Source organism: Roseovarius sp., from assembly GCF_040219995.1.
In the GTDB taxonomy this organism is placed as follows: domain Bacteria; phylum Pseudomonadota; class Alphaproteobacteria; order Rhodobacterales; family Rhodobacteraceae; genus Roseovarius.
In genome coordinates, this window is sequence record NZ_JAVJUC010000034.1 from 90,756 (window position 1) to 110,678 (window position 19,923).

Below are 19,923 nucleotides of genomic sequence, written 5' to 3' on the forward strand. Positions count from 1 at the left end.
GGTGGGGGCGTCCGCCTCGGGGGGCTTGGGCCGTTGGGAGATGGCGTTTGATGGCTTGCGCGGGGGTTTGGCGGTCACGGCTCAGACCTCCGCGAGGTCGGGCAGGATCACCTCGCCCGCCTCCAGCAACTGGTTGACGTCAAGCAGGATCGCCACGCGATCCTCCAGCCGCCCCAGCCCCATCACGAGGTTGCGGCTGTTGCTGCCCGAAAAGCCGTTGGCGCGGTCGACCTGGTTGTCGGGGATGTCGAGCACCTCGTTGACCCCGTCCACGACTAGGCCCACCGGCGCGTCATTGACCTGCAACACGATCACCACGGTGCGATCGTCGTATTCCTTTTCGGCCATGCCAAAGCGCAGCCGCACATCCATCAGCGGAATGACCTTGCCGCGCAGGTTGATCACGCCCTTGATATAGGGCGGCACGTCGGGCACATGCATGATCTTTTGCAGGCCCACGATCTCGGTCACCAACCCGATGGAGACGCCGTATAGCTCGGCCCCCACCGGAAAGGTCAGGTACATGGTCTCGATGGAATCCGACGGTTCGGCCTGCACCTCTGCCTGAGGCGCCTGCATATCGGCAGGGTTTGTCTGTGTCATGGTCAGACTCCTTTCTGGGTAAGTCGTGGTTCGGCCGCGCCGTATGTCGCTGCCAGTGCAGATGTCGTGCCAACCGAGGCCATGAGCCGCGCCGTCATCTGATCGAGCGGCACCTGTTCCATGGCACCACCACGCTCCCACGCGCGGGCGGGCATGCCGTAAATCACCGATGTCGCCTGATCCTGCGCAAAGGTCTGCGCACCCGCGAGCCGCATCGACAGCAGGCCATCGGCCCCGTCGCTGCCCATGCCGGTCAGCACCGCACCGCTGACATGCGCCCCGACCACACGGGCGGCAGAGGCAAAGAGAACATCCACCGCCGGGATCGAGAAACAGACCGGATCACCCGGCACCAGATCAACACAGAGCCTGCCCGTCCCATCGCGCGTGAGCAGCATGTGACGGGCCCCGCCCGGCGCGATCAGCGCCTGGCCCGGGCGCAGCGGATCACCGGCGCGCGCCTCGCGCACATTGATCACGCAGGACAGGTCGAGCCGCTTGGCAAAGGCCTCGGTAAAGCCTTCGGGCATGTGCTGCACGATCACGATCGGCGGGCAGCCCGCAGGCATCGCCTGCAACACCGCGCCCAATGCCTGAACGCCGCCGGTCGAGGCCCCGAGCGCGATCACCCAATCTTGCGCGGCCGCTCCACGCGGCGCGGGGCGCACCGGTGCGCGGTCCACATCACGGTCCCGAACACGGGCTCGTGCCACCGCCTTCACGCGCTGCGTGATATCGCCCAGCGCCACATGGTCGGGTGTGCCGGGCGCCAGCCCGCGCGGCTTGGGCAGCACATCGACCGCCCCCGCCTCAAGTGCCTCGATGGTCATCTTCGCGCCGCGTTGCGTCTGCGACGAAATCACGATGGTCGGGATGCGCAGCCGGGCGATATGCTTGCGCAGGAAAACCAACCCGCCCTCGCCCGGCATTTCCAGATCAAGCGTGATCACGTCAGGCCGGATGCGGGCAATGAAATCCCGCGCCGCCTCGGCACTCATCGCCTCACCGATCACCTCGATCATCGGATCAGCCGCCAGCGCCCGCGACAGAAATCGCCGGAATACTTGAGAATCGTCCACCACGAGGACGCGCACAGGAGCCACCATCACGATGCCCTCCTGTAAAGGCCCGTCGCCACCGGTTCCCACATCGAGCCCAGATGCCGGATCGATTCCGTGACCGAGGTCACCAGCCAGCCGCCCGGCTCGACCACGTCATACAGCGCGCGCACCGTCGCCGCCTGATCCGACCGGTCAAAATAATACAGGATATTGCGGCAGAACACCGCCTGAAACGGCTTGGTGAACGGGTAGGGCGTCGCCTTGAGGTTCATCCGCCGGAAGGTACAGACATCGCGCAATTCGGGATTGACCCGATACTGGTTGATGCCGGTGGGCTTGAACCAACGCTGCACCAGATCCGGATCGGTCTGCGCGAATTGCCGGCTGGGAAAGACTCCCAGTTCGGCGCGCTCGACCACCGGCGCGCTGATGTCCGAGCCGAGGATGCTGACCCGCTTGAGCACCTGCGGCGACAGCCGTTCGGCCAGCAGGATAGCGATGGTATAGGCCTCCTCGCCGGTGGAACAGGCCGCCGACCAGATACGAAACTCGGGTCGGTCCTGAAAACTCGGCAGCGCGGTCTCCATGAACCGCTCCAGCACTTCGGGCTCGCGGAAGAAATAGGTGTGGTTGATCGAGGCCGCGTGCATCACCGCAAGCTGCACCTCGCGCGCGCCGACCATGGTCAATTCGCGCGCCAGCTGGTTGAGATCGGCCATCCCGAAACGGCGCAATACCCGGCCCATGCGCTGACGCAAGAGATCTGACTTATGCGGCGGAAAGTTGAAACCGCAACGCTGGCTCAGCCAGTCGCGCACCTGCTCGAACCCGGCCTGATCGACGGCGCTCATCCTCGCCCCTCCCCTGTCGCAAGACGCTCGCAATCCAGCACCATCGCCACCTCCCCCGAGGCCAGAAGGGCGCAGCCCCAGCTTGCCCGCACGCTTTGCAACGCGCCGGTAAGGGGCTTCATCACCACCTGCTGACGGTCGAGCACCTCATCGACAGGCACGGCAATCGGCCCCGCGCTGGTCTCGAAGACAATCGACACCATGTCCGACAGCGGCGGCAGATCAGACCGCATGCCGTCAAAGAACCGCTCCAGCCGGCAAACCGGGATGAACCGGTCGCGCAGCCGCAGCGTCTCACGCCCGGCATCGGCGCTGATCTGCAATTGATCGCTGGCTCCGGGCTTGGCGATTTCAGCGATATCCTCGATCGGCACACAGAAAAGCTGTCGACCAAGCCGCAGGATGATGCTGTCGAGAAAGGCGAGCGAGACGGGAATATGCAGCGCCACCGTGGTGCCCTGCCCCTCGAGGCTATCGACCGAGATACGGCCCCGCAGATCCTTCATCGTGGTGTTGAGCACATCCATCCCCACACCGCGCCCCGAAAGCGTGGTCACCGCCTCGGCGGTCGAAAACCCGGGCTCGAAGATCGCCTTCCAGACCAGCGCGTTCTCGGGCTCCTCGGTTGGGCCGAACATGCCGCGCTCGCGCGCCTTGGCAAGGATACGGTCGCGATTGAGGCCACGCCCGTCATCGGCCACCCGGATCCGCACCTCACTGCCCACCTGCGTCGCCGACAGGGTGATGCGCCCGGCGCGCGTCTTGCCCGCCGCCTCGCGCTCCTCGGGCGGCTCCAATCCGTGATCGGCAGAATTGCGCACCACATGCAGCAGCGGATCATAGAGCCGGTCGGCGACCAGCTTGTCGATGGCGGTCTCCTCGCCCTCGATCACCAGGTCGATCTCCTTGCCGGAGTCGCGCTGCAACTCACGCACCATGCGATTGAGCCGCCGAAACACCTCGGCCACCGGCACCAGCCGCAATTCGGTCGCGGCATCCTGCACTTCGCGCACGATCATCGACAACCTGTGCGCCGCCGCCTCAAAGCCGACGAGATCAAGCTCGGCCAATTCCGGCGCGTTGATCGTCTCCGAGACCGACAGCGACAACTCCCCCACCAGATCCATCAGGCGCCCGATCTTGTCCGACGACACGCGCAACAGCGCACCGCCCGCAGACGCCTCGGCGCTCCGCTCGGGACGGGCGCTCATGTCGCGCCTCCCGGCCGGGCAGTTCTGTAAGGGAATGCAGTAACCATCTTGTCACGATCTTTCAGGGACACCCCTGACGGGGCCAGTTGTCCTACGCCTCATTGCAAGCCGCGTTCCAACCGGCGCATGCCGTCAGGCCGCGTTCTCGTCATTGCCCTCGAAATTGAAGATGCAGACCCCGTCGAACCCGGTCGACCGGAACAGAAAGGTCTTCTTCATCGTGTCGATGAACCCGCCATGCTTCTTCTCGAACGTCTTGAGATCGGCGATCGAGGGAAAGAACAGATTGACCGAGATATCCCCCTCCTTGCCGATCATCACGGTCAGCCCCGACATCCGGCATTCGGGAATCGCGTTACCGAGAATGTCGGTGATGAACGGCGTCGCGATCTGCGCCGCATCGAGGCTCGGGAACTTGAGATGGTAGGTTTTGGATAACATGTCTTCCTGTCCTTTGGACTCGTCTGAATGGTGAAACGGTGCGCCCCGAGAAAATGTGAGGCGAAGTTGCAAACCCGACCCGGGTATCTTTGGATAGTGCTGTCCTCGCGTTCGGCGTAAGGCGCGCTCCAAAGGGTCCGCACATCGCATTGGAGCGCATGCTAATCCCGCAGAACTGACGCCCGACCGACACATGACGCAAAGCGGGTGGCCATTCCGTCGACTTTCCGACGGTTTCGCGCTCCTTCACCAAGTCAACGGCAGGGCAGCGCCCCGATTTAGGTCTCAGCCTGCCAGAAACCACCTGAAAACGTGAATGGCACGGTCCCTGCTTGGGTGTTTTCGAACAGCACTCAAGAGGTTTGACATGGCCGATATCTGCATCACCGCTCCGGAATTCCCGCAACTCAACGGACTCGTCTCCCTGCTGGAGGCGCGGCGACTTCGGGTCCGGCTCGGCTTTCACCCGACCTGCCACACCCTGTTGCAGCCCGGCCCGCTCAAGGATCAGCGCGCGCTTGTTGATCTCGCGCGCAAGCTGGGCGCCAAGCGGATCATCGTGCTCGACCCCGCCGCAGAGGCCTGGCAAACCCGCGAAGACCTAGGCGGGCGCATGATTCATGTCGGCCTGCCCCAAACCGGCCTGCCCTACCTGCGCGACGCCGCCCTGATGATGCTGGCCGATCTTCTGGCCGAACCTTTCGGCGCGATGGTCGCCGCCGACCCCGCCACCGGCGATCTTCTGGACATGGCCCGCCGCGTCGCGCGCTTTGATGTCAGCGTGTTCATCAACGGCCCCACCGGCAGCGGCAAGGAGGTGCTCTCGCGCCTCATTCACAGTGCCTCGCCGCGCGCTGACAAGCCGTTCATCGCGCTCAACTGCGCCGCAATCCCCGAAAACATGCTCGAGGCCATTCTCTTCGGCCACGAAAAAGGCGCCTTCACCGGCGCCACCACCCCCAACCAGGGCTTCATCCGCGCCGCCGACGGCGGCACGCTGCTGCTCGATGAAATCTCCGAGATGCCGCTTGCCCTTCAGGCCAAGCTGTTGCGCGTCTTGCAGGAAAAGGTCGTCACTCCGATCGGCAGCCAGACCGAGACACCGGTCGATATCCGCATCCTCGCCACCTCCAACCGCGACATGGAGCACGAGATCGCCAAGGGCACCTTCCGCGAAGACCTGTATTACCGCCTCAACGTCTTCCCGCTCGAAACCCTGCCGCTCGCGGCGCGCGCGCAGGACATCCCGGTGCTGGCACAGGCGATGCTGCGCCGCCACACGCCCGCCGGCGCGCAGACCCCGTTCCTGTCGCCCAAGGCGCTCAACATGCTCGCTGCCCATCCCTGGCCCGGCAATGTGCGCGAACTGGAAAACGTCATGCAGCGTGCGCTGGTGCTGGCCGACGGGGCCGAGATCGCGCCCGAGCATATCATGCTGATGGCCCGCCCCGTGGCCCTGCCCACACCCCGCGCCGCCTGAGGCTGACCCGCCATGAGCGTGACCGGCATCTCCCCCTCGATGAGCGCGCTGCAGGCCGCGCAGGGCGCGCAGCGCCCTGACCCGATCGCCCGCCCGACACCGGCGGGCGAGGCGCAGGGCCCCGGCTTTGCCGAACGGCTCGGACAGGCGGTGGAGAACGTCAACACGCAACAGGCCAAGGCGTCGCAGGCCGCCCGCGACTTCGAGACCGGCCGCACCGAGGATCTGGCCGCCGTGATGGTGGAGCAACAGGTTTCCTCGCTCGGTTTCCAGATGACGATGCAGGTCCGCAACAAGGCCCTCACCGCCTATCGCGACATCATGAACATGCCGGTCTGAGGCATCGACCAGAAAAGCAGGATCACCCCCGATGGACGGCACCAACACCCTTCCGGCACAGGCAGGCACCGCATCGCTCACGGCGCGCGCGCGTCAGGCGCTGACCCACCTTGACGGCTTTGCCACACAGCCCGCGCTGCGCCGCGCGCTGCCCGCCATCGGCGTGCTCTTCGCCGTCGTTCTGGCGCTCGCCGCGTGGCTGCTGCTTGCGCCTGCCGATCGCGTGGCGCTGCAAACCGGCCTGCCCCCGGCCGAAAAGGCCCGCGCGCTCGAAACCCTGACCACCGGCGGCATCGACGCCCAGCTCGATCCTTCCTCAGGCGCACTGACCGTCGCCGCCGACCAGTATCACCGCGCCCGCATGGTGCTGGCGAGCGAAGGCTTGCCACAAGGAGCCGTGGACGGGATGCAGGCCATCACCGACATGCCGATGGGCACCTCGCGCCAGGTCGAGGCCGCCCGCCTGCGCCGCATGCACGAGCTTGATCTTGCGCGCTCGATCACCGAATTGCGCCCGGTGCGCGCCGCGCGCGTGCATCTCGCCCTGCCCGAACGCTCCGCCTTCGTGCGCGACCGCGAACCGCCGCGCGCCTCGGTCTTTCTCGAACTCGCCCCCGGCCTCTCGCTCGAACAGGCGCAGGTCCGCGCCATCGTCAGCATGGTCTCGGCGGCAGTCCCCGACATGGCGCGTGGCAATGTCTCGGTGGTGGACCAGACCGGCGCATTGCTGACCATGCAGGAAGAAGACCCGGTGCAGGCCGAGGCCGACCGCCAGATGCAGCACCAGCAACGGCTGGAGCGGCTGTATCGCGAGCGGGTGATGGCCCTTCTGACGCCCATCGTCGGGGCCGGAAATGCCGCCGTCGAGATCACGCTCGACATGGATTTCACCCGCTCCGAGATCACCAGCGAAGAATATCTCCCCGACACCGCCCTGCGCAGCGAACAAAGCAGCCGCCAGCAGACCAGCGGCGCCGGGGCCGGCGGCATCCCCGGTGCCGTCGCCAACACCCCCCCGCCCGCGGGAGAACTGGCCGAAGACGTGGGCGGGGCAAAGGCATCCGGCACTACCAACAGCGCCACCTCGATGACCCGCAACTACGAAATCAGCCGCCGGGTCGAGACCCGCCAGCCACAGGTCGCCCGGATCAACCGCGTGCATGCCGCCGTGTTGCTGCACCAGATGCCCGCAACCAACGGCGAGGGCGACGCCCCGGCCGGCCCCCCGATGGAAGAGATCGAGGCGCTCACCCGCAGCGCCATCGGCTTTGACGAGACGCGCGGCGATCTGGTGACGGTGGCGAGTGCCCCCTTCATGGCGACCGCGCCGATGCTGCCCGCCGCCCGCTGGTATGAGGCGCCGTGGCTGCCCACGCTTGGCCGCACTCTCGCGCAACTGGCGATCCTCGGGCTGGTGATCCTCGGCGTGGTGCGCCCGCTGCTCAACCGGTTGCTGCCGCCTGCCGGTGCCGCGCAGGGCATGGCCTTTGCCGATGCCATCGAGGTGCCCAAGGACGAGAGCATGTCAGCCCTGCGCCAAAGGCTGGAGACCGCGGCCCCCACGGCGGATGATCTCAACGGCGCGATCACCTACGAGGAAAAGATCGACCTCTTGCGCCACATGGCCGGGTCCGAGACCAACCGCATCGCCGGGGTCTTCAAGACCATGCTCACCCCGCAGGAGGAGGCGCGCAAATGACCCTCGCCCTGCCCGCCCCGAACGGCATGACCGCCGACGCCCTCAGCCCCGTGCAAAAGGCCGCAATCCTGATGATGGTCTGCGGCGAAGACACGGCGGCACAGATCCTGCGCACGCTGTCGCCCAATGAGGTGCAGCTTCTGGGCGAGGCGATGTATACCGTCGAAGGGGCCGATCACGACACCGTCGATGCCGTGCTCAACGAGTTTCTGTCGGTGGTCAGCACCCAGACCGGGCTTGGCGTCGGCGCTGGCGGCTATGTGCGCCGCGTGCTCGACAGCGCGCTTGGCGCGCACAAGGCGCAATCCGTGCTGTCACGCATCGTCCCGCGCAACAGCGAACGCCCGATCGAAATCCTCGACTGGATGGACCCCTCTGCGGTGGCCGAACTCATCCTCGATGAGCACCCACAGATCATGGCGCTGGTGATCGCCTCGCTTGACTATGCGCAGGGGGCCGAGGTGCTGAAACTCCTCCCCCCCGAGGCGCAGCCCGAGATCATCCGCCGCATCGCCACGCTCAACACCGTCCAGCCCGAGGCGCTGCGCGATCTCGAAGAGGTGATGCGCGCCAAGTTCAAGGCCAACACCACCCTGCGCGCCTCGCAGATCGGCGGGGTAAAGGCCGCCGCCCGGATCATGAACTTCACCCGCCAGGACATGGAAGAGCGGATCATGAAGGACCTGCGCAAGGGCGACAAGATGCTGTCCGAGGACATTCAGGACAATCTCTTCGTCTTCGATTACCTCATCAAATCCGACGAACGCGCCCTGCAAACCGTGCTGCGCGAGATCGAGACCGAAACGCTGGTGCTGGCGCTCAAGGGGGCCGCCGCCAACCTGCGCGACAAGCTTCTGGGCTGTGTGTCGCAACGCGCCGCCGCCAATATCATGGACGAGATGGAGGCCATGGGGCCGGTGCGCCTCAGCCAGGTGCAAGAGGCGCAGAAACAGGTCATCACCATCGCGCGCCGCCTCTCGGACGAGGGGCGCATCACGCTGGCCGGGCGCGGCGGCGAAGAGATGGTCTGATCCATGAGCGCCGCCCCCGCCACAACGCCCGACGCGCTCACACCCGAGGATCTGCTGACCCTCGTGCGCCGGTCGTCGGGCAAGTTCCAGAAACACATGCCGGGCGCGCCCGACACCGAAGCGTCGGGCTTTGCCCCGCTTTCATTCGTGAGTGCGCCAGAGCCCGAGACGGAGCCCGAAGCCACACCGCAAGAGCCCGAGACCGAACAGCCCCCCGCCAGCGAACCAGAGGCGGAGGCAGGCTTCACCCCCGCCCCTGCACCGCAACCCATCGACATCGAGGCCGAGCGCCGCGCGGCTTGGGCCGAGGGCCATAGCGAAGCCCTGCGCGAGATCGAAACCGCCCGCGCCGAGGCCCGCGAGGCGGCCCTGGAAGAATCGCGCAGCCTCGCCGCCGAAGAGGTGGCCGAGGCGCGCGACATCTTCACCGCCGCCGTCTCTCGGTTGACCACGGCGGAACACGAAATGACTGAGGCCCTGACCGCCAAACTGGAACAGGCCGTGCGCCTGCTCGCCGCGCAGCGCGCCGGGCAAAAGATCGATGAGGCTCCCCGCCCCTTCCTGCGCAAGATCGAGAAGATGACCCGCGAAATCGCGGCAGGTTGCGACAGCACCGTGGTCCGGATGAACCCCGCCGACCTCGTCGCGATCAAGCCGCATATCAAGGGCTTCAGCCCCCTCGCCAATGCACGGCTCACCCCCGACACCACCCTCGGGCGCGGCGATATCCGCATCGTCATGGACGACATCACTTTTTCCGACGTCATCGCCAAACGCAGCGCAGGAGGACTGTCATGAGCGATCTTCTGACCCGGCTGACCGAGGCCACCGACGCAATGAGCCAGCCGCCCGCGCCCAGCTATAGCGGGCGGGTGCTGCGCTATGACGGGCTGATCGCGGAATGCGCGGGCTTTCACGCCAGCCCCGGCACCCGCTGCCGCATCGAGACCGAGGACGGCGCTGACGTGACCGGCGAGATCGTCGGCTTCGCCAACGGCCGCAACCTGCTGTTTCTCAACCAGCCCGGCGCGCGCGTCACTGCCGACTGCGCGGTGCATCGCCTGTCGGGCGGGCATGATGCCTCGATGGGGCCGCAGCTTCTGGGCCGGGTGCTCGATGCCGATGGCGCGCCGCTCGACAACCTGCCGCCACCCAACTGCGCCGAGATCCGGCCCCTTGCGGGCCGCGAGATCAACCCGCTCGCCCGCCAGCCGGTGGATCAACCGCTCGACGTGGGCGTGCGGCTGATCAATGCGGCCCTCACCGTCGGGCGCGGGCAGCGGGTGGGTATCATCGCAGGCTCCGGCGTGGGCAAATCGGTGCTGATCGAGATGATGACCCGCTACACCGAGGCCGATGTCGTGGTGGTGGGCCTGATCGGCGAACGCGCCCGCGAGGTGGGCGATTTCGTGGCCAAGGTGATGACCGGCCCGACCCGCGACAAGACCTGCGTCGTCGCCGTGCCCGCCGACCGCTCGCCGCTGCTGCGGCTGCGCGCGGCACATCGCGCCACCGCCATCGCCGAATATTTCCGCGACCAGGGCAAGCAGGTGATGCTGATCATGGACAGCCTCACCCGCGTCGCTCATGCCCGCCGCGAGGTCGGGCTGGCGCTTGGCGAACAGCCCACCGCCAAGGGCTATCCGCCCTCGGTGGTCTCGATGATCCCCGGCCTTATCGAACGTGCGGGGCCCGGTCTTGCGGGCGAGGGCAGCATCACGGCGTTTTACACCATTCTGGCCGATGGCGACGACACGGTGAACGACCCCGTGGTCGACACCGCCCGCGCCATTCTCGACGGGCATTTCGTGCTGTCGCGCAAACAGGCGCAGATGGGGATCTATCCGGCGATCGACCTGCCGCAATCCGTCAGCCGGGTGATGAAGGACATCACCGACAAACCGCATGACCGCGCCGCCGCACGCCTGCGCCGGATGATCGCAACCTACATGGAGAACCGCGACATGATGCTGATGGGGGCCTACACGCCCGGTCAGGATGCCACGCTCGACGAGGCGGTCACGCTCTGGCCCCGGATCGAGGCGTTCATCCGCCAGGACATAGACGAGCCCGCGACGCTCGCCGACAGTATCGCGGCGCTCGACACGCTGACCGGGGGTGGCGCATGAGCCCCCGGCAATTGCACCTGCTGTCGCTGATGGCGACCCGCGCACGCGGCGAGGTCGGGCAAATCTCGGCACAGATCGGCGCGCTGCGGCACCGCGAAATGCAGCAGTTCGACATGGCCGACCGGCTTGGCCGCCTGCTTGAGGAAACCGCGCAGGCCCCGGCCCAACCGATGACGCGCGGAGAGTTGAATGCCGCGCAGTTCATGGGCCGCACGCTGGTGCAGCATCTTCAGGACACCCGCAGCCAGATGGCGCAGACCCGCGAGGAACGCACCGCGCTCGAGGCCGATCTGTCACATCAGGCACGCCGTCAGACCGTGCTTGACGCGCGCACAGACGAGACTCGCCGCGCGCTGCACCGCGCCCGCTTCGACGCGCAGGACAGCGCCACGCCGCCCCGCCGTCGGGGTTGAGGCTTGGCACCGAACTTGCATCTCGCCTGCAAGAGACACATCCGAAACGGACCTCACCGACATGCGCGCCCCGGCCCTGACAGACCTCATCGCCCCGCCCCCGATCGCACCCCGCGCGACCGGCGGGACCGGTGCGCCCGGATTTCCCGACGCGCTGCGCATGGCGCAAATCCGGGTCACTCCCGCCGATATGCCCGCCACCGTTCCGGCAACATCCACGCCTGCCCAAACCACACAAGCTCCGACGATCCCGGCGGCCCCCATTCCCGCCAGCCCTCAAATTACCGTCCGGCGGATGACGCCGGAACAGCCGTCGCACCCCACGCCTGCCGAGGGCAAGCTGTCGACAGAGATCGCGCAACCATCCGGTTCCGAAATCCTGACCACCGAGAGTATCCCGGCAACCGACGCATCTCCGGCCATCACACCGCAAGCCGTAGCACCGGACGCGCCTCTTGCTCCCGAGACGGCACCAGCCGAGAGCACCACGGAAGAGACTCACCCGGTCGACATCCAGACGCCCGAGACACCCCCGACAGACGCCATGCCGCTGGCAGCACCCCTGACCCCGGCCCAGCCCGAGACCCCGCGCGCGGCCCCGGCGGCACCACCCGCCACAACCACGTTGCAACAGGCCCCCGGGATCACGCCCCCCGAGGCCACCGCAGATCCCCTCCCTGCGGAGGCACCGGCACCGATCCGCACCGGCGAGGCCGCTCTTCCCGCCGCCGCGACGCCCGCGCCCGCCACGCCTCAGCCGATAGCCGACACAGGCCCATCACGGCTCGACATGACACAGGCACAATGGGCCGAGACGCTGGTCGAAGACATCACCCGCCACGCGGCAGGGCCTGCCACCGAACGCCTCACTCTCACGCTCACGCCCGAGCGTCTCGGCACGCTGCAAATCCGGCTCGAGATGCAGGACGGGCTTACCCATGTGCATATCGTGACCGAAACCCCCGAGGCCGCCCGCGCCGTGGCCGAGGGTCAGCACCGGCTGGCCGACGCGCTCAGCCGTGCAGGTCTGGAACTTGGCTCGCAATCCACCCAGTCGGGCGGCACCGGGCGCGATCCGGGCCAATCCGGCCAGCCTGCCCCCGATACCCGCGCCGGGCCAGAGCCACAGCCCGATGACCGCGTCGCCACCGATCCCGTACCCCAGCGCACCACCACACGCGCCACCACATCCGTCGATCTTCTCGCCTGAGGTTTCCCATGTCCGATGCCGCCCTCCCCGATCTGCAAGGCCGCCCCAAAGGCGGGTTGCTCAAGAAACTGATCCTGTTTCCGCTTGGCATCGCCCTCCTTGGAGGGGGCGGATTCGGCGCGGGGCTCTACTATGCGGGCGAGCGGCTATCGCCCTCGCAAGAGGTGCTGCGCCTGATCGAACAGGAGAGCGCCGCAGCGGAGGCCGAGGGCGAAACAGGCCCCAAACGCGTGCCCAAGGAAAAACCCGAAACCCCCGTGTTCGAAACCCAGTATTACGAGTTTCCCGACCCGCTCACCACCAATCTGAAGGGCTCGCGCCGTTTCCTTCAGATCGGCGTCGGCGTCTCGACGCAGTATGATGCCAGCGTCATCGCCAATGTCGAAACCCACGCCATGGCGATCCGTTCGGACATGCTCGCCGTGATCAGCGGCTTTGCCGAGGATGAGGTCGAGGGCACGGCGGGGCGCGCCGCCCTTGCGACCGCGCTGCAAGACGCAATCAATACCCGGCTCGAAACGCTCGAAGGGTTCGGCGGCATCGAGGGGGTCTATTTCCCCTCCTTCGTGCTGCAATAGGGGCACACAATGGGCAAACCCACCACCAACAGCACCCACAAGCTCAGCTCCAACGAGGTCGCGGCGCTTGTCGATGGCCTGTTCGACATGGACAAGGAGCAGGGTAGCGGCCCAGAGAACGTGAAAAGCTATAAGTTTGGCAGCGACAACCTGTCGATCATGGGCGATTATCACGGGCTCCGGATGATCAACGAACGCTTCTGCCGCCTCGCCCGGCCCGTGTTCCTGCCATTCCTGCGCATGCATCCGCGCATCTCGGCCTTCCCGCCCGAGGTCAAGAGCTTTGACCACTATTGCGACGAGCTGGAAAACTTCGTCAGCCTGACCACGGCACGGGTCGAGGCCCTGCGCAGCAATCAGTTGATCATGCTGCCGCCGAATTTCGTCTCGCTGCTGACCAATGCCTATTACGGCGGCAACATCGCCTATCTGCCCAATGGCCGCACCGAATTCACCGCCGCCGAGACCCGCGTGATCACCATCGTGACCGACGGGTTGCACCGCGCGCTCGAAGCGGCTTGGCGCGATCTGATGCCGCTCGCCTTCGCCAACCCGGTGCACGAGGACAACCTGCAATTCGCCACCTTCGTCGAAAGCGAAGAAAAGGTCGTGTGCTGCTCGTTCATCGTGCAACTGCCGGACGCGGACCCGGCGACGATGGATCTGATCTACCCGCTTCAGGCGCTCAAGCCGATTGCCGCACGCCTGCGCTCGCGGATGCAATCCGATCAGGTCGATGACGACCTGCGCTGGCGCGCCCGCTTGCGCGACGCAGTGATGTCAGTGCCGCTCAACGTCACCGCGCGGCTGGCGCAACCCACGGTGCCGCTCACGCATCTTGTCGGGCTCAACCCGGGCCGCGTGGTGCCGGTCGACCTTTCACCGCGCCCGCAGCTTCTGGTCGAGGGCACGGCGCTTTTCGATGGCGAGCCGGGCGCGCAGGGCGGGCGCGCGGCACTCTCGCTGACCCGCAAACTCGACAACTGACAGATTTCCCGGAGACACACCCATGACCGAAGACACCCCCGACATCCCGCAAGAGCCCGCAAACGCCATGACAACCCCCATTGATCTCGGCCTGCTATCCAATGTCCGCGTCTGCATGACCGTCGAGGTGGGACAGACGCAGATCACCTTGCAGGACCTTCTCCACCTCAACGAAGGCTCAGTGGTGGAGCTTGACCGCATGGCGGGCGACCCGCTCGATATCCTTGTGAACGGCACCCCCATCGCCAAGGGCGAGGTGGTCGTGGTGGGCGAGAAATTCGGCATCCGCTTCGGCGATATCGTCGATCCGAAACAGCGGCTCGAGACTCTCTGACGCAGCCAGAACCGGCACACAGGCATGGCACGAAACCTGCAGGGGATTGCGCAACCACCCCTTGCAGAAGGCGTCTCACTCGTGGACCTGCTCACCCCTGACCGTATCCTGACCCTCGCCGGGTTTCTCGGCCTGCTCATCCTTCTTTGGGCCGCCATCCGCTTCAACCGCGCGCCGCTCGCGGCGCGGCTCAAGGGCGACCGCCGGATGGAGGTGGCCGAGGTGCTGCCGCTTGGCGGCGATGCCCGCGCCATCCTGATGCGCGCCGATGGGCATAGCGTGCTGATCGTCACCGGACGCAAGGGCGGCACCGCGATGCTGCCCCTCGCCGCCATACCGGAGACGGGCCAATGATCCGCGTCCTCCTCCCGCTCGCGGTCCTGCTCTCGGGCCCGGCCATGGCGCAACAGGGCGTGCCGGTGCTGACCCTCTCGGACGAGGGCGGCACCACCTATTCGCTCTCGCTCCAGATCCTCGCGCTGATGACGGCGCTGACGGTGCTGCCCGCGCTGGTGTTGGGGATGAGCGCCTTTACCCGGATCATCATCGTGCTCTCGATCCTGCGGCAGGCGATGGGTACGCAGCAGACCCCGCCCAACCAAGTGCTGATCGCGGTGGCGCTGTTTTTGACCTTCTTCGTCATGCAGCCGGTGCTGAACGACATCTACACCACTGCCGTCGCGCCCTATCTCGACGGTCAGATGGACCCCGGCACCGCCGTCGGCCTCGCCTGGGACAAGCTGTCGGCCTTCATGCTCGCAAATACACGCCAGAACGACCTGCTGATGTTCTCGGAACTGGCGGGCAACGGCCCCTATGAGAGCACCGACGCGGTGCCGGTCTCGGTGCTCCTGCCCGCCTATATCACCTCGGAACTCAAGACCGCATTCCAGATCGGGTTCCTGCTGTTCCTGCCGTTTCTGGTGATCGACATGGTGATCGCCTCGATCCTGATGGCGCTCGGCATGATGATGCTGTCGCCGATGATCGTGTCGCTGCCGTTCAAGCTCTTGCTGTTCGTGCTGGTAGATGGCTGGGCGCTGACCATGGGCTCGCTCGCCTCCAGCTTTCAGGGCGGCTTGTGATGAATTTCGACACCAATATCGAGCACTTGCAACTGGCCTACTGGAACATCCTGCTGACCGCCGGGCCGGTGCTTCTGGTGGCGCTTGGCGTGGGTCTGGTGATCGGCATCCTGCAGGCCGCCACCTCGATCAACGAGGCGACGCTCAGCTTCGTGCCGAAAATGGCCATCGTGATCCTGACCATGGCGGCGATGTCGGGCTTCATGCTCAGCACGCTGAGCGATTACTTCACCCATGTGTTCGACACCATCGCGACAATGCGCTGAGCGATGCTGCCCGATCTCGCCCCCTCCGCCTCGGGCCTGCCAGGTCTCGAACTGGCCCAGCTCACCGGGCTGGCGCTGCAATTCCTTTTTGCCATGCTGCGGATCGGGGCCTTCGTGGTCTCGGCCCCGCTCTTTGCCGCGCGCTTCGTGTCGCTGCCGGTGCGGATCATCATCGCGGTCGGCCTGACGGTGCCGCTGATGGGCAACATCCCCATGCCCGAGCCGGAAACGCTCGCCTCGCTGGCCAGCGTCACCATCGCCCTGCGCGAACTGGCGATCGGGCTGGCGGCGGGGCTGGTTCTGCAAATCCTCTTCGCCGCCGCCGTCATGGCAGGCGACCGCATCGCCAACACCGCCGGTCTCGGCCTCGCGGCGCAGGTCGATCCCGCGACCGGCTCGCAAAGCCCGGTGATCGGGCAATTCTTCATGCTGTTCCTGCTGTCGATCTTCGTGACGCAGGACGGACATCTGGCGGCAATCCGTCTGATCCTCGACAGCTACCGCCTTGTTCCCATTGGCGCAGCCATCACCGGCGAGGCGCTGACCGATGCCGGGCTCACCGCCACCGGCGAGATGTTCCGTAGCGCGGCGCAACTCATGATGCCGGTGGTCACCGTCCTGCTTTTGCTCAACATGGTGATCGGGGTCATCACCCGCTCGGCCCCCACGCTCAACATCTTCGCCTTCGGCTTCCCCCTAACGATGAGCGTCACTCTTTTGCTGCTCTTCCTCACAACTTCCGGCCTCGGCGCCGCACTTTCGGAGCGGGTGGCACGCGCCTTGCAGCACCTGATGGAGATGCTGAACGGATTACCCAATGGCTGACGCCGACGACGGACAGGAAAAGACCGAAGAGCCGACTCAGAAACGCCGCGACGAGGCGCGCGAAGAGGGCCGCGTCATCACCTCGACCGAGGTCTTCGTGCTGGTCACGCTGGCCGCCGGCACGCTGATGCTGGTGATCGGCAAACCGGCCCTGCCCGGGCTCACCGGGCTCTGGGCCTCGGGGCTGGTGATCGCACCGGGGGATGCGCTCGATGCGCTGATGATCAGCCGCACGCGCGACGCGCTTTGGTGGATGCTCGCCGCCGGGCCGGGGCTTGGCCTGCCGTTGATGGCGGTCGTGCTGATGGCCCAGAGCGGCATGGGCGGGCTCAATTTTGCGCCCAAGGCGCTCGGTTTCAAGGCCGACAAGATCAACCCGCTCGAAGGCCTCAAGCGCATGGTGTCGATGAAGGCGCTGGTCGATCTGGGCAAGGCGGCGCTCAAGGTCACGCTGCTGCTGACGGCCGGCGCGCTGATGTTGCAGCCGATCCTGCCCGCCCTCGAAAGCGCGGCGACACTCGCCCCCGGCGATGCGATGGTGCTCTTTGGCACGGCGATGCTGCGGGTGCTGGGCGGGCTTCTGGTCGGGCTGGCCCTGATAGCGGCGCTTGATCTGGCGTGGCAGATTCACTCCAATACCAAGGCCCTGCGCATGTCGCGGCAGGATATCAAGGACGAGACCAAGGAATCCGAAGGCTCGCCCGAACAAAAAGGCGAAGTCCGCCGTCGCCAGATGGAGGCCTCGCGCCGCGCCTCGGAGCGCAAGGCGCTGGCCGATGTGCCGATGGCCACCGCGATCATCAGCAACCCCACGCATTTTGCCGTGGCGCTGCAATACGACCCCGCGAGCGGACACGCTCCGGTTGTCCTTGCCATGGGCCGTGGCCGCATCGCCCGCGAGGTGATGCGCCGCGGTCGCCGCGCCGGGGTGATGACGCTGCAAGTGCCCCCCTTGGCGCGCGCGCTCTACTTCACCGGCGCGATCGGGCGCGAGATCCCCGAAACGCTCTACACGGCGGTCGCGGTGATCCTCGCCCATGTCTGGCGGCTCGAACAGGGCCAGCCCGAACCCACCCCCGAGGTCGATCTGCCCAGTGATCTGCGGCTCGACGAATTTGGCCGCCCAATCAACAGGAGATAACCCATGCGACACAGACGCACCTCCACCGGCGAGATGATCTCGACCCTCTGTTTTCTCGGCGTCGGGCTCTGGGCCCTCGGTGAGGCCGCGATGGCCCCCTGGCCCAAGGCGACGATCCTGACACTCTGTGCCTCTGCCTGCCTCGCCGGGGCCGCCCGGCACCCAATCGCGCGCGTTTTGCAGCGCGACTGACCCAGAAACCACAATTTGCCGCCTAAATGCCGCCTCAAATCCACGATATCGCCCGCGAACACGCATGGCCTATTGAAAATTCCTACGGCGAGTCTAATACACGCATTACGGTTGTAGAACGTGTGGTTGGGGGCAGCGTGACGCGACAACGACCTGAAATAAGTGCGGGATAACCCAACCCATGGCTCTAAAAATTCTACTGGCCGACGATCACAACCTGCTGGCCGAGGCTGTCGGCAACATGCTCAACGCCCTGCCGGATTACGAGGCGATCACCACCGATTCGCTTGACGGCGCACTCAGCGTGCTCGGCGCGCAAAACGATATCGACCTCGTGCTGCTCGATCTCAAGATGCCCGGCATGGTCGGTCTGGCCAGCGTCAAGACCGTCATCGACAAGGCAGGCGACGGCAAGGTCGCGCTTTTTACCGGCATGGTGGATCGGCATTTCCTCAACAGCGCACTCGATCTGGGCTGTCGTGGCCTGATCCCCAAGACGATGCCGCTGCAATCGCTCAACAGCGTGATTCAGCTGATCATGTCGGGACAGGTCTTCGTGCCCACCGGCGCGACACAGGCCACCATCGAAAAATCCGGAAGCGACGGCGCGGATCTTTCGGAGAAGGAACTGTTCGTGCTGCGCCTCGCGGCGGACGGGCTGACCAACAAGGAAATCGCCCGCGACATGGATGCCAGCGAAGTCACCGTGAAAATGCACATGCGCTCAATCTGCAAGAAACTGGGTGCCCGCAACCGCGCGCACGCGGCAATGATCAGCCGCGAACGCGCCCTGATCTGAGCCTTCACAGCCGCAGCGAGGGGCCCGGTGCGCAGCAACGGCGGCGCATTGGTCGCATCGACAATCTTCAAGCCAATGCACAAGGGTGATACGCTAGTTATATAACCGGCAGCTTTGAGGGTGCCGGACAGGCCTGCCCATGCTCGAGACGGAAAGGACCGCGCCCGATGTTTGACAGCTGGTCGACACCGTATCTGGGCGCAGGCTTTCTGCTGGCGGCGGCTATCGTGCTGTTCACCGGCCTTCGCATCACCCGGCTCGTGGACAAGCTGGCCGATCGGACTGGCATAGGAGAGGCGCTTGCAGGCGCTGTTCTGCTCGGCGCGGCCACCTCCCTGAGCGGGACCATCGTGTCGATCACCGCCGCGCTCGACGGACAGGCGTCGCTGGCCTATTCGAACGGGATCGGCGGCATTGCCGCCCAGACCGCCTTTCTCGCCATCGCCGATGTGGTCTATCGCAAGGCCAATCTGGAACATGCCGCGGCCGATCTCGGCAATATTTTCCAGTCGATCACGCTGATCGTGCTGCTGACCTTGCCACTGCTTGCATCGAACTGGGCAGAGACCACGGTGTTTGCGGTTCACCCGGTCTCGCTGATCATACCGATTGTCTATGTCAGCGGGCTCTTTGCCACCCGCGCGCTGCGCGAACAGCCGATGTGGCGGCCCGTATCGACCGCTGAGACACGTGAGGACCGGCCCGAACCGGAATCCGCAACCGATCGCCGGAAGAGCACAGGGCGGCTTTTCCTCGACCTCGCCCTGCTCATGCTGATCATGGGCAGCGCCGGGTGGGTCATCGCCAAGACAGCCGGGACACTCACCGGGCGCCTCGAATTGTCAGAGTCGCTGGTCGGGGCCCTCGCGACCGCCGTGGTCACGTCCTTTCCAGAACTCGTGACCACCGTCGCCGCCGTGCGGCGCGGGGCACTGCAACTGGCCGTCGGCGGCATCATCGGCGGCAACAGCTTTGATACACTGTTCCTGAGTGCGGCGGATATCTCGTTCCGCGACGGTTCGCTCTATCACGCGGCAGGCGCAGGTGACCAGTTCTGGAACCTCACCGCCATCCTGATGACCGCCGTTCTGCTGGGCGGGCTGGTCTTGCGCCAGCGCGTCGGACCGGCCCGGATCGGGGCTGAAAGCATGGCGCTGCTTGGCATCTACGCCTGCGCCATCGCGATGCAGATCACGGTGATGTCCGGACCCTGACCATCGTTCGCAGCACCGGCCATGTTCCGCATGT

General features: G+C 66.0%; 24 protein-coding genes. 19 read left to right on the plus strand and 5 right to left on the minus strand.

The annotated features are described in order from the left end of the window. Nucleotides 1-81: 81 nt before the first annotated feature. The 5 genes from RID11_RS14735 to RID11_RS14755 all read right to left on the minus strand — a co-directional run bounded on the left by RID11_RS14735 (nt 82) and on the right by RID11_RS14755 (nt 4,167). The gene (locus tag RID11_RS14735; RefSeq protein WP_350140511.1) at nt 82-603 is read right to left on the minus strand and encodes a chemotaxis protein CheW; all 522 of its coding nucleotides are present in this window, start codon (nt 601-603) and stop codon (nt 82-84) included. Between the two features lie 2 nt (nt 604-605). After that, nucleotides 606-1,709, minus strand: coding sequence for a protein-glutamate methylesterase/protein-glutamine glutaminase (locus RID11_RS14740; protein WP_350140631.1), 1,104 nt, complete (start codon nt 1,707-1,709; stop codon nt 606-608). Continuing rightward, nucleotides 1,709-2,515, minus strand: a complete 807-nt coding sequence (locus tag RID11_RS14745; protein ID WP_350140513.1) for a CheR family methyltransferase — start codon at nt 2,513-2,515, stop codon at nt 1,709-1,711. Before RID11_RS14745 ends, RID11_RS14740 begins: the two co-directional genes overlap by 1 nt. Next, the gene (locus RID11_RS14750) at nt 2,512-3,726 is read right to left on the minus strand and encodes a chemotaxis protein CheA (RefSeq protein WP_350140515.1); all 1,215 of its coding nucleotides are present in this window, start codon (nt 3,724-3,726) and stop codon (nt 2,512-2,514) included. Before RID11_RS14750 ends, RID11_RS14745 begins: the two co-directional genes overlap by 4 nt. A 132-nt stretch (nt 3,727-3,858) precedes the next feature. After that, a complete protein-coding gene (locus RID11_RS14755; protein WP_350140517.1) occupies nt 3,859-4,167 on the minus strand; it encodes a hypothetical protein in 309 nt (102 codons plus the stop codon). Nucleotides 4,168-4,534: 367 nt separating this feature from the next. Here RID11_RS14755 and RID11_RS14760 point away from each other — a divergent pair, with 367 nt between their 5' ends. The 19 genes from RID11_RS14760 (at nt 4,535) to RID11_RS14850 (ending at nt 19,889) form a co-directional block, all read left to right on the plus strand. Then, entirely contained in the window at nt 4,535-5,647 is a 1,113-nt protein-coding gene (locus RID11_RS14760; RefSeq protein WP_350140519.1) for a sigma-54 interaction domain-containing protein, read from the plus strand. Nucleotides 5,648-5,659: 12 nt separating this feature from the next. After that, on the plus strand, nt 5,660-5,986 hold the full coding sequence (gene fliE / locus RID11_RS14765) for a flagellar hook-basal body complex protein FliE (RefSeq protein ID WP_350140521.1): 327 nt from the start codon (nt 5,660-5,662) through the stop codon (nt 5,984-5,986). A 31-nt stretch (nt 5,987-6,017) separates the two neighbouring features. Next, a complete protein-coding gene (gene fliF / locus RID11_RS14770; protein WP_350140523.1) occupies nt 6,018-7,685 on the plus strand; it encodes a flagellar basal-body MS-ring/collar protein FliF in 1,668 nt (555 codons plus the stop codon). Then, a complete protein-coding gene (fliG, locus tag RID11_RS14775) occupies nt 7,682-8,716 on the plus strand; it encodes a flagellar motor switch protein FliG (protein WP_350140525.1) in 1,035 nt (344 codons plus the stop codon). The genes fliF and fliG overlap by 4 nt, the downstream gene beginning before the upstream one ends. Before the next feature lie 3 nt (nt 8,717-8,719). Next, on the plus strand, nt 8,720-9,514 hold the full coding sequence (locus RID11_RS14780; protein WP_350140527.1) for a FliH/SctL family protein: 795 nt from the start codon (nt 8,720-8,722) through the stop codon (nt 9,512-9,514). Further along, complete coding sequence (locus RID11_RS14785) at nt 9,511-10,845, plus strand: FliI/YscN family ATPase (RefSeq protein WP_350140529.1); 1,335 nt, start codon at nt 9,511-9,513, stop codon at nt 10,843-10,845. The genes RID11_RS14780 and RID11_RS14785 overlap by 4 nt, the downstream gene beginning before the upstream one ends. Next, complete coding sequence (locus RID11_RS14790) at nt 10,842-11,258, plus strand: hypothetical protein (RefSeq protein ID WP_350140531.1); 417 nt, start codon at nt 10,842-10,844, stop codon at nt 11,256-11,258. The genes RID11_RS14785 and RID11_RS14790 overlap by 4 nt, the downstream gene beginning before the upstream one ends. A 61-nt stretch (nt 11,259-11,319) precedes the next feature. Beyond that, a complete protein-coding gene (locus tag RID11_RS14795) occupies nt 11,320-12,468 on the plus strand; it encodes a flagellar hook-length control protein FliK (protein ID WP_350140533.1) in 1,149 nt (382 codons plus the stop codon). 8 nt (nt 12,469-12,476) lie between these two features. Further along, nucleotides 12,477-13,046, plus strand: coding sequence for a flagellar basal body-associated FliL family protein (locus tag RID11_RS14800; RefSeq protein WP_350140535.1), 570 nt, complete (start codon nt 12,477-12,479; stop codon nt 13,044-13,046). 9 nt (nt 13,047-13,055) lie between these two features. After that, the gene (gene fliM, locus RID11_RS14805; RefSeq protein WP_350140537.1) at nt 13,056-14,033 is read left to right on the plus strand and encodes a flagellar motor switch protein FliM; all 978 of its coding nucleotides are present in this window, start codon (nt 13,056-13,058) and stop codon (nt 14,031-14,033) included. Between the two features lie 22 nt (nt 14,034-14,055). Then, entirely contained in the window at nt 14,056-14,367 is a 312-nt protein-coding gene (fliN, locus tag RID11_RS14810; RefSeq protein ID WP_502949359.1) for a flagellar motor switch protein FliN, read from the plus strand. Nucleotides 14,368-14,448: 81 nt separating this feature from the next. Beyond that, a complete protein-coding gene (locus tag RID11_RS14815) occupies nt 14,449-14,721 on the plus strand; it encodes a flagellar assembly protein FliO (RefSeq protein WP_350140538.1) in 273 nt (90 codons plus the stop codon). Beyond that, entirely contained in the window at nt 14,718-15,452 is a 735-nt protein-coding gene (fliP, locus tag RID11_RS14820; protein WP_350140540.1) for a flagellar type III secretion system pore protein FliP, read from the plus strand. The genes RID11_RS14815 and fliP overlap by 4 nt, the downstream gene beginning before the upstream one ends. Next, the gene (gene fliQ / locus RID11_RS14825) at nt 15,452-15,718 is read left to right on the plus strand and encodes a flagellar biosynthesis protein FliQ (RefSeq protein WP_350140542.1); all 267 of its coding nucleotides are present in this window, start codon (nt 15,452-15,454) and stop codon (nt 15,716-15,718) included. The genes fliP and fliQ overlap by 1 nt, the downstream gene beginning before the upstream one ends. Before the next feature lie 3 nt (nt 15,719-15,721). Continuing rightward, nucleotides 15,722-16,543 carry a flagellar biosynthetic protein FliR gene (gene fliR, locus RID11_RS14830; RefSeq protein WP_350140544.1) on the plus strand — a complete coding sequence of 274 codons (822 nt, stop codon included), beginning with the start codon at nt 15,722-15,724 and terminating at the stop codon, nt 16,541-16,543. Next, nucleotides 16,536-17,684, plus strand: a complete 1,149-nt coding sequence (locus RID11_RS14835; RefSeq protein WP_350140546.1) for an EscU/YscU/HrcU family type III secretion system export apparatus switch protein — start codon at nt 16,536-16,538, stop codon at nt 17,682-17,684. The genes fliR and RID11_RS14835 overlap by 8 nt, the downstream gene beginning before the upstream one ends. 3 nt (nt 17,685-17,687) lie before the next feature. Next, on the plus strand, nt 17,688-17,876 hold the full coding sequence (locus RID11_RS14840) for a hypothetical protein (protein ID WP_350140549.1): 189 nt from the start codon (nt 17,688-17,690) through the stop codon (nt 17,874-17,876). A 181-nt stretch (nt 17,877-18,057) separates the two neighbouring features. Next, on the plus strand, nt 18,058-18,675 hold the full coding sequence (locus RID11_RS14845; protein ID WP_350140551.1) for a LuxR C-terminal-related transcriptional regulator: 618 nt from the start codon (nt 18,058-18,060) through the stop codon (nt 18,673-18,675). A 167-nt stretch (nt 18,676-18,842) separates the two neighbouring features. Beyond that, nucleotides 18,843-19,889, plus strand: coding sequence for a sodium:calcium antiporter (locus RID11_RS14850; RefSeq protein WP_350140553.1), 1,047 nt, complete (start codon nt 18,843-18,845; stop codon nt 19,887-19,889). The last annotated feature ends 34 nt before the right edge of the window (nt 19,890-19,923 follow it).

Bases quoted from the DNA above. Each gene is read 5' to 3' on its own strand.
- RID11_RS14735 (WP_350140511.1), bottom strand. From the start codon at position 603: ATGACACAGACAAACCCTGCCGATATGCAGGCGCCTCAGGCAGAGGTG.
- RID11_RS14740 (WP_350140631.1), bottom strand. From the start codon at position 1,709: ATGGTGGCTCCTGTGCGCGTCCTCGTGGTGGACGATTCTCAAGTATTC.
- RID11_RS14745 (WP_350140513.1), bottom strand. From the start codon at position 2,515: ATGAGCGCCGTCGATCAGGCCGGGTTCGAGCAGGTGCGCGACTGGCTG.
- RID11_RS14750 (WP_350140515.1), bottom strand. From the start codon at position 3,726: ATGAGCGCCCGTCCCGAGCGGAGCGCCGAGGCGTCTGCGGGCGGTGCG.
- RID11_RS14755 (WP_350140517.1), bottom strand. From the start codon at position 4,167: ATGTTATCCAAAACCTACCATCTCAAGTTCCCGAGCCTCGATGCGGCG.
- RID11_RS14760 (WP_350140519.1), top strand. From the start codon at position 4,535: ATGGCCGATATCTGCATCACCGCTCCGGAATTCCCGCAACTCAACGGA.
- fliE (WP_350140521.1), top strand. From the start codon at position 5,660: ATGAGCGTGACCGGCATCTCCCCCTCGATGAGCGCGCTGCAGGCCGCG.
- fliF (WP_350140523.1), top strand. From the start codon at position 6,018: ATGGACGGCACCAACACCCTTCCGGCACAGGCAGGCACCGCATCGCTC.
- fliG (WP_350140525.1), top strand. From the start codon at position 7,682: ATGACCCTCGCCCTGCCCGCCCCGAACGGCATGACCGCCGACGCCCTC.
- RID11_RS14780 (WP_350140527.1), top strand. From the start codon at position 8,720: ATGAGCGCCGCCCCCGCCACAACGCCCGACGCGCTCACACCCGAGGAT.
- RID11_RS14785 (WP_350140529.1), top strand. From the start codon at position 9,511: ATGAGCGATCTTCTGACCCGGCTGACCGAGGCCACCGACGCAATGAGC.
- RID11_RS14790 (WP_350140531.1), top strand. From the start codon at position 10,842: ATGAGCCCCCGGCAATTGCACCTGCTGTCGCTGATGGCGACCCGCGCA.
- RID11_RS14795 (WP_350140533.1), top strand. From the start codon at position 11,320: ATGCGCGCCCCGGCCCTGACAGACCTCATCGCCCCGCCCCCGATCGCA.
- RID11_RS14800 (WP_350140535.1), top strand. From the start codon at position 12,477: ATGTCCGATGCCGCCCTCCCCGATCTGCAAGGCCGCCCCAAAGGCGGG.
- fliM (WP_350140537.1), top strand. From the start codon at position 13,056: ATGGGCAAACCCACCACCAACAGCACCCACAAGCTCAGCTCCAACGAG.
- fliN (WP_502949359.1), top strand. From the start codon at position 14,056: ATGACCGAAGACACCCCCGACATCCCGCAAGAGCCCGCAAACGCCATG.
- fliP (WP_350140540.1), top strand. From the start codon at position 14,718: ATGATCCGCGTCCTCCTCCCGCTCGCGGTCCTGCTCTCGGGCCCGGCC.
- fliQ (WP_350140542.1), top strand. From the start codon at position 15,452: ATGAATTTCGACACCAATATCGAGCACTTGCAACTGGCCTACTGGAAC.
- fliR (WP_350140544.1), top strand. From the start codon at position 15,722: ATGCTGCCCGATCTCGCCCCCTCCGCCTCGGGCCTGCCAGGTCTCGAA.
- RID11_RS14835 (WP_350140546.1), top strand. From the start codon at position 16,536: ATGGCTGACGCCGACGACGGACAGGAAAAGACCGAAGAGCCGACTCAG.
- RID11_RS14840 (WP_350140549.1), top strand. From the start codon at position 17,688: ATGCGACACAGACGCACCTCCACCGGCGAGATGATCTCGACCCTCTGT.
- RID11_RS14845 (WP_350140551.1), top strand. From the start codon at position 18,058: ATGGCTCTAAAAATTCTACTGGCCGACGATCACAACCTGCTGGCCGAG.
- RID11_RS14850 (WP_350140553.1), top strand. From the start codon at position 18,843: ATGTTTGACAGCTGGTCGACACCGTATCTGGGCGCAGGCTTTCTGCTG.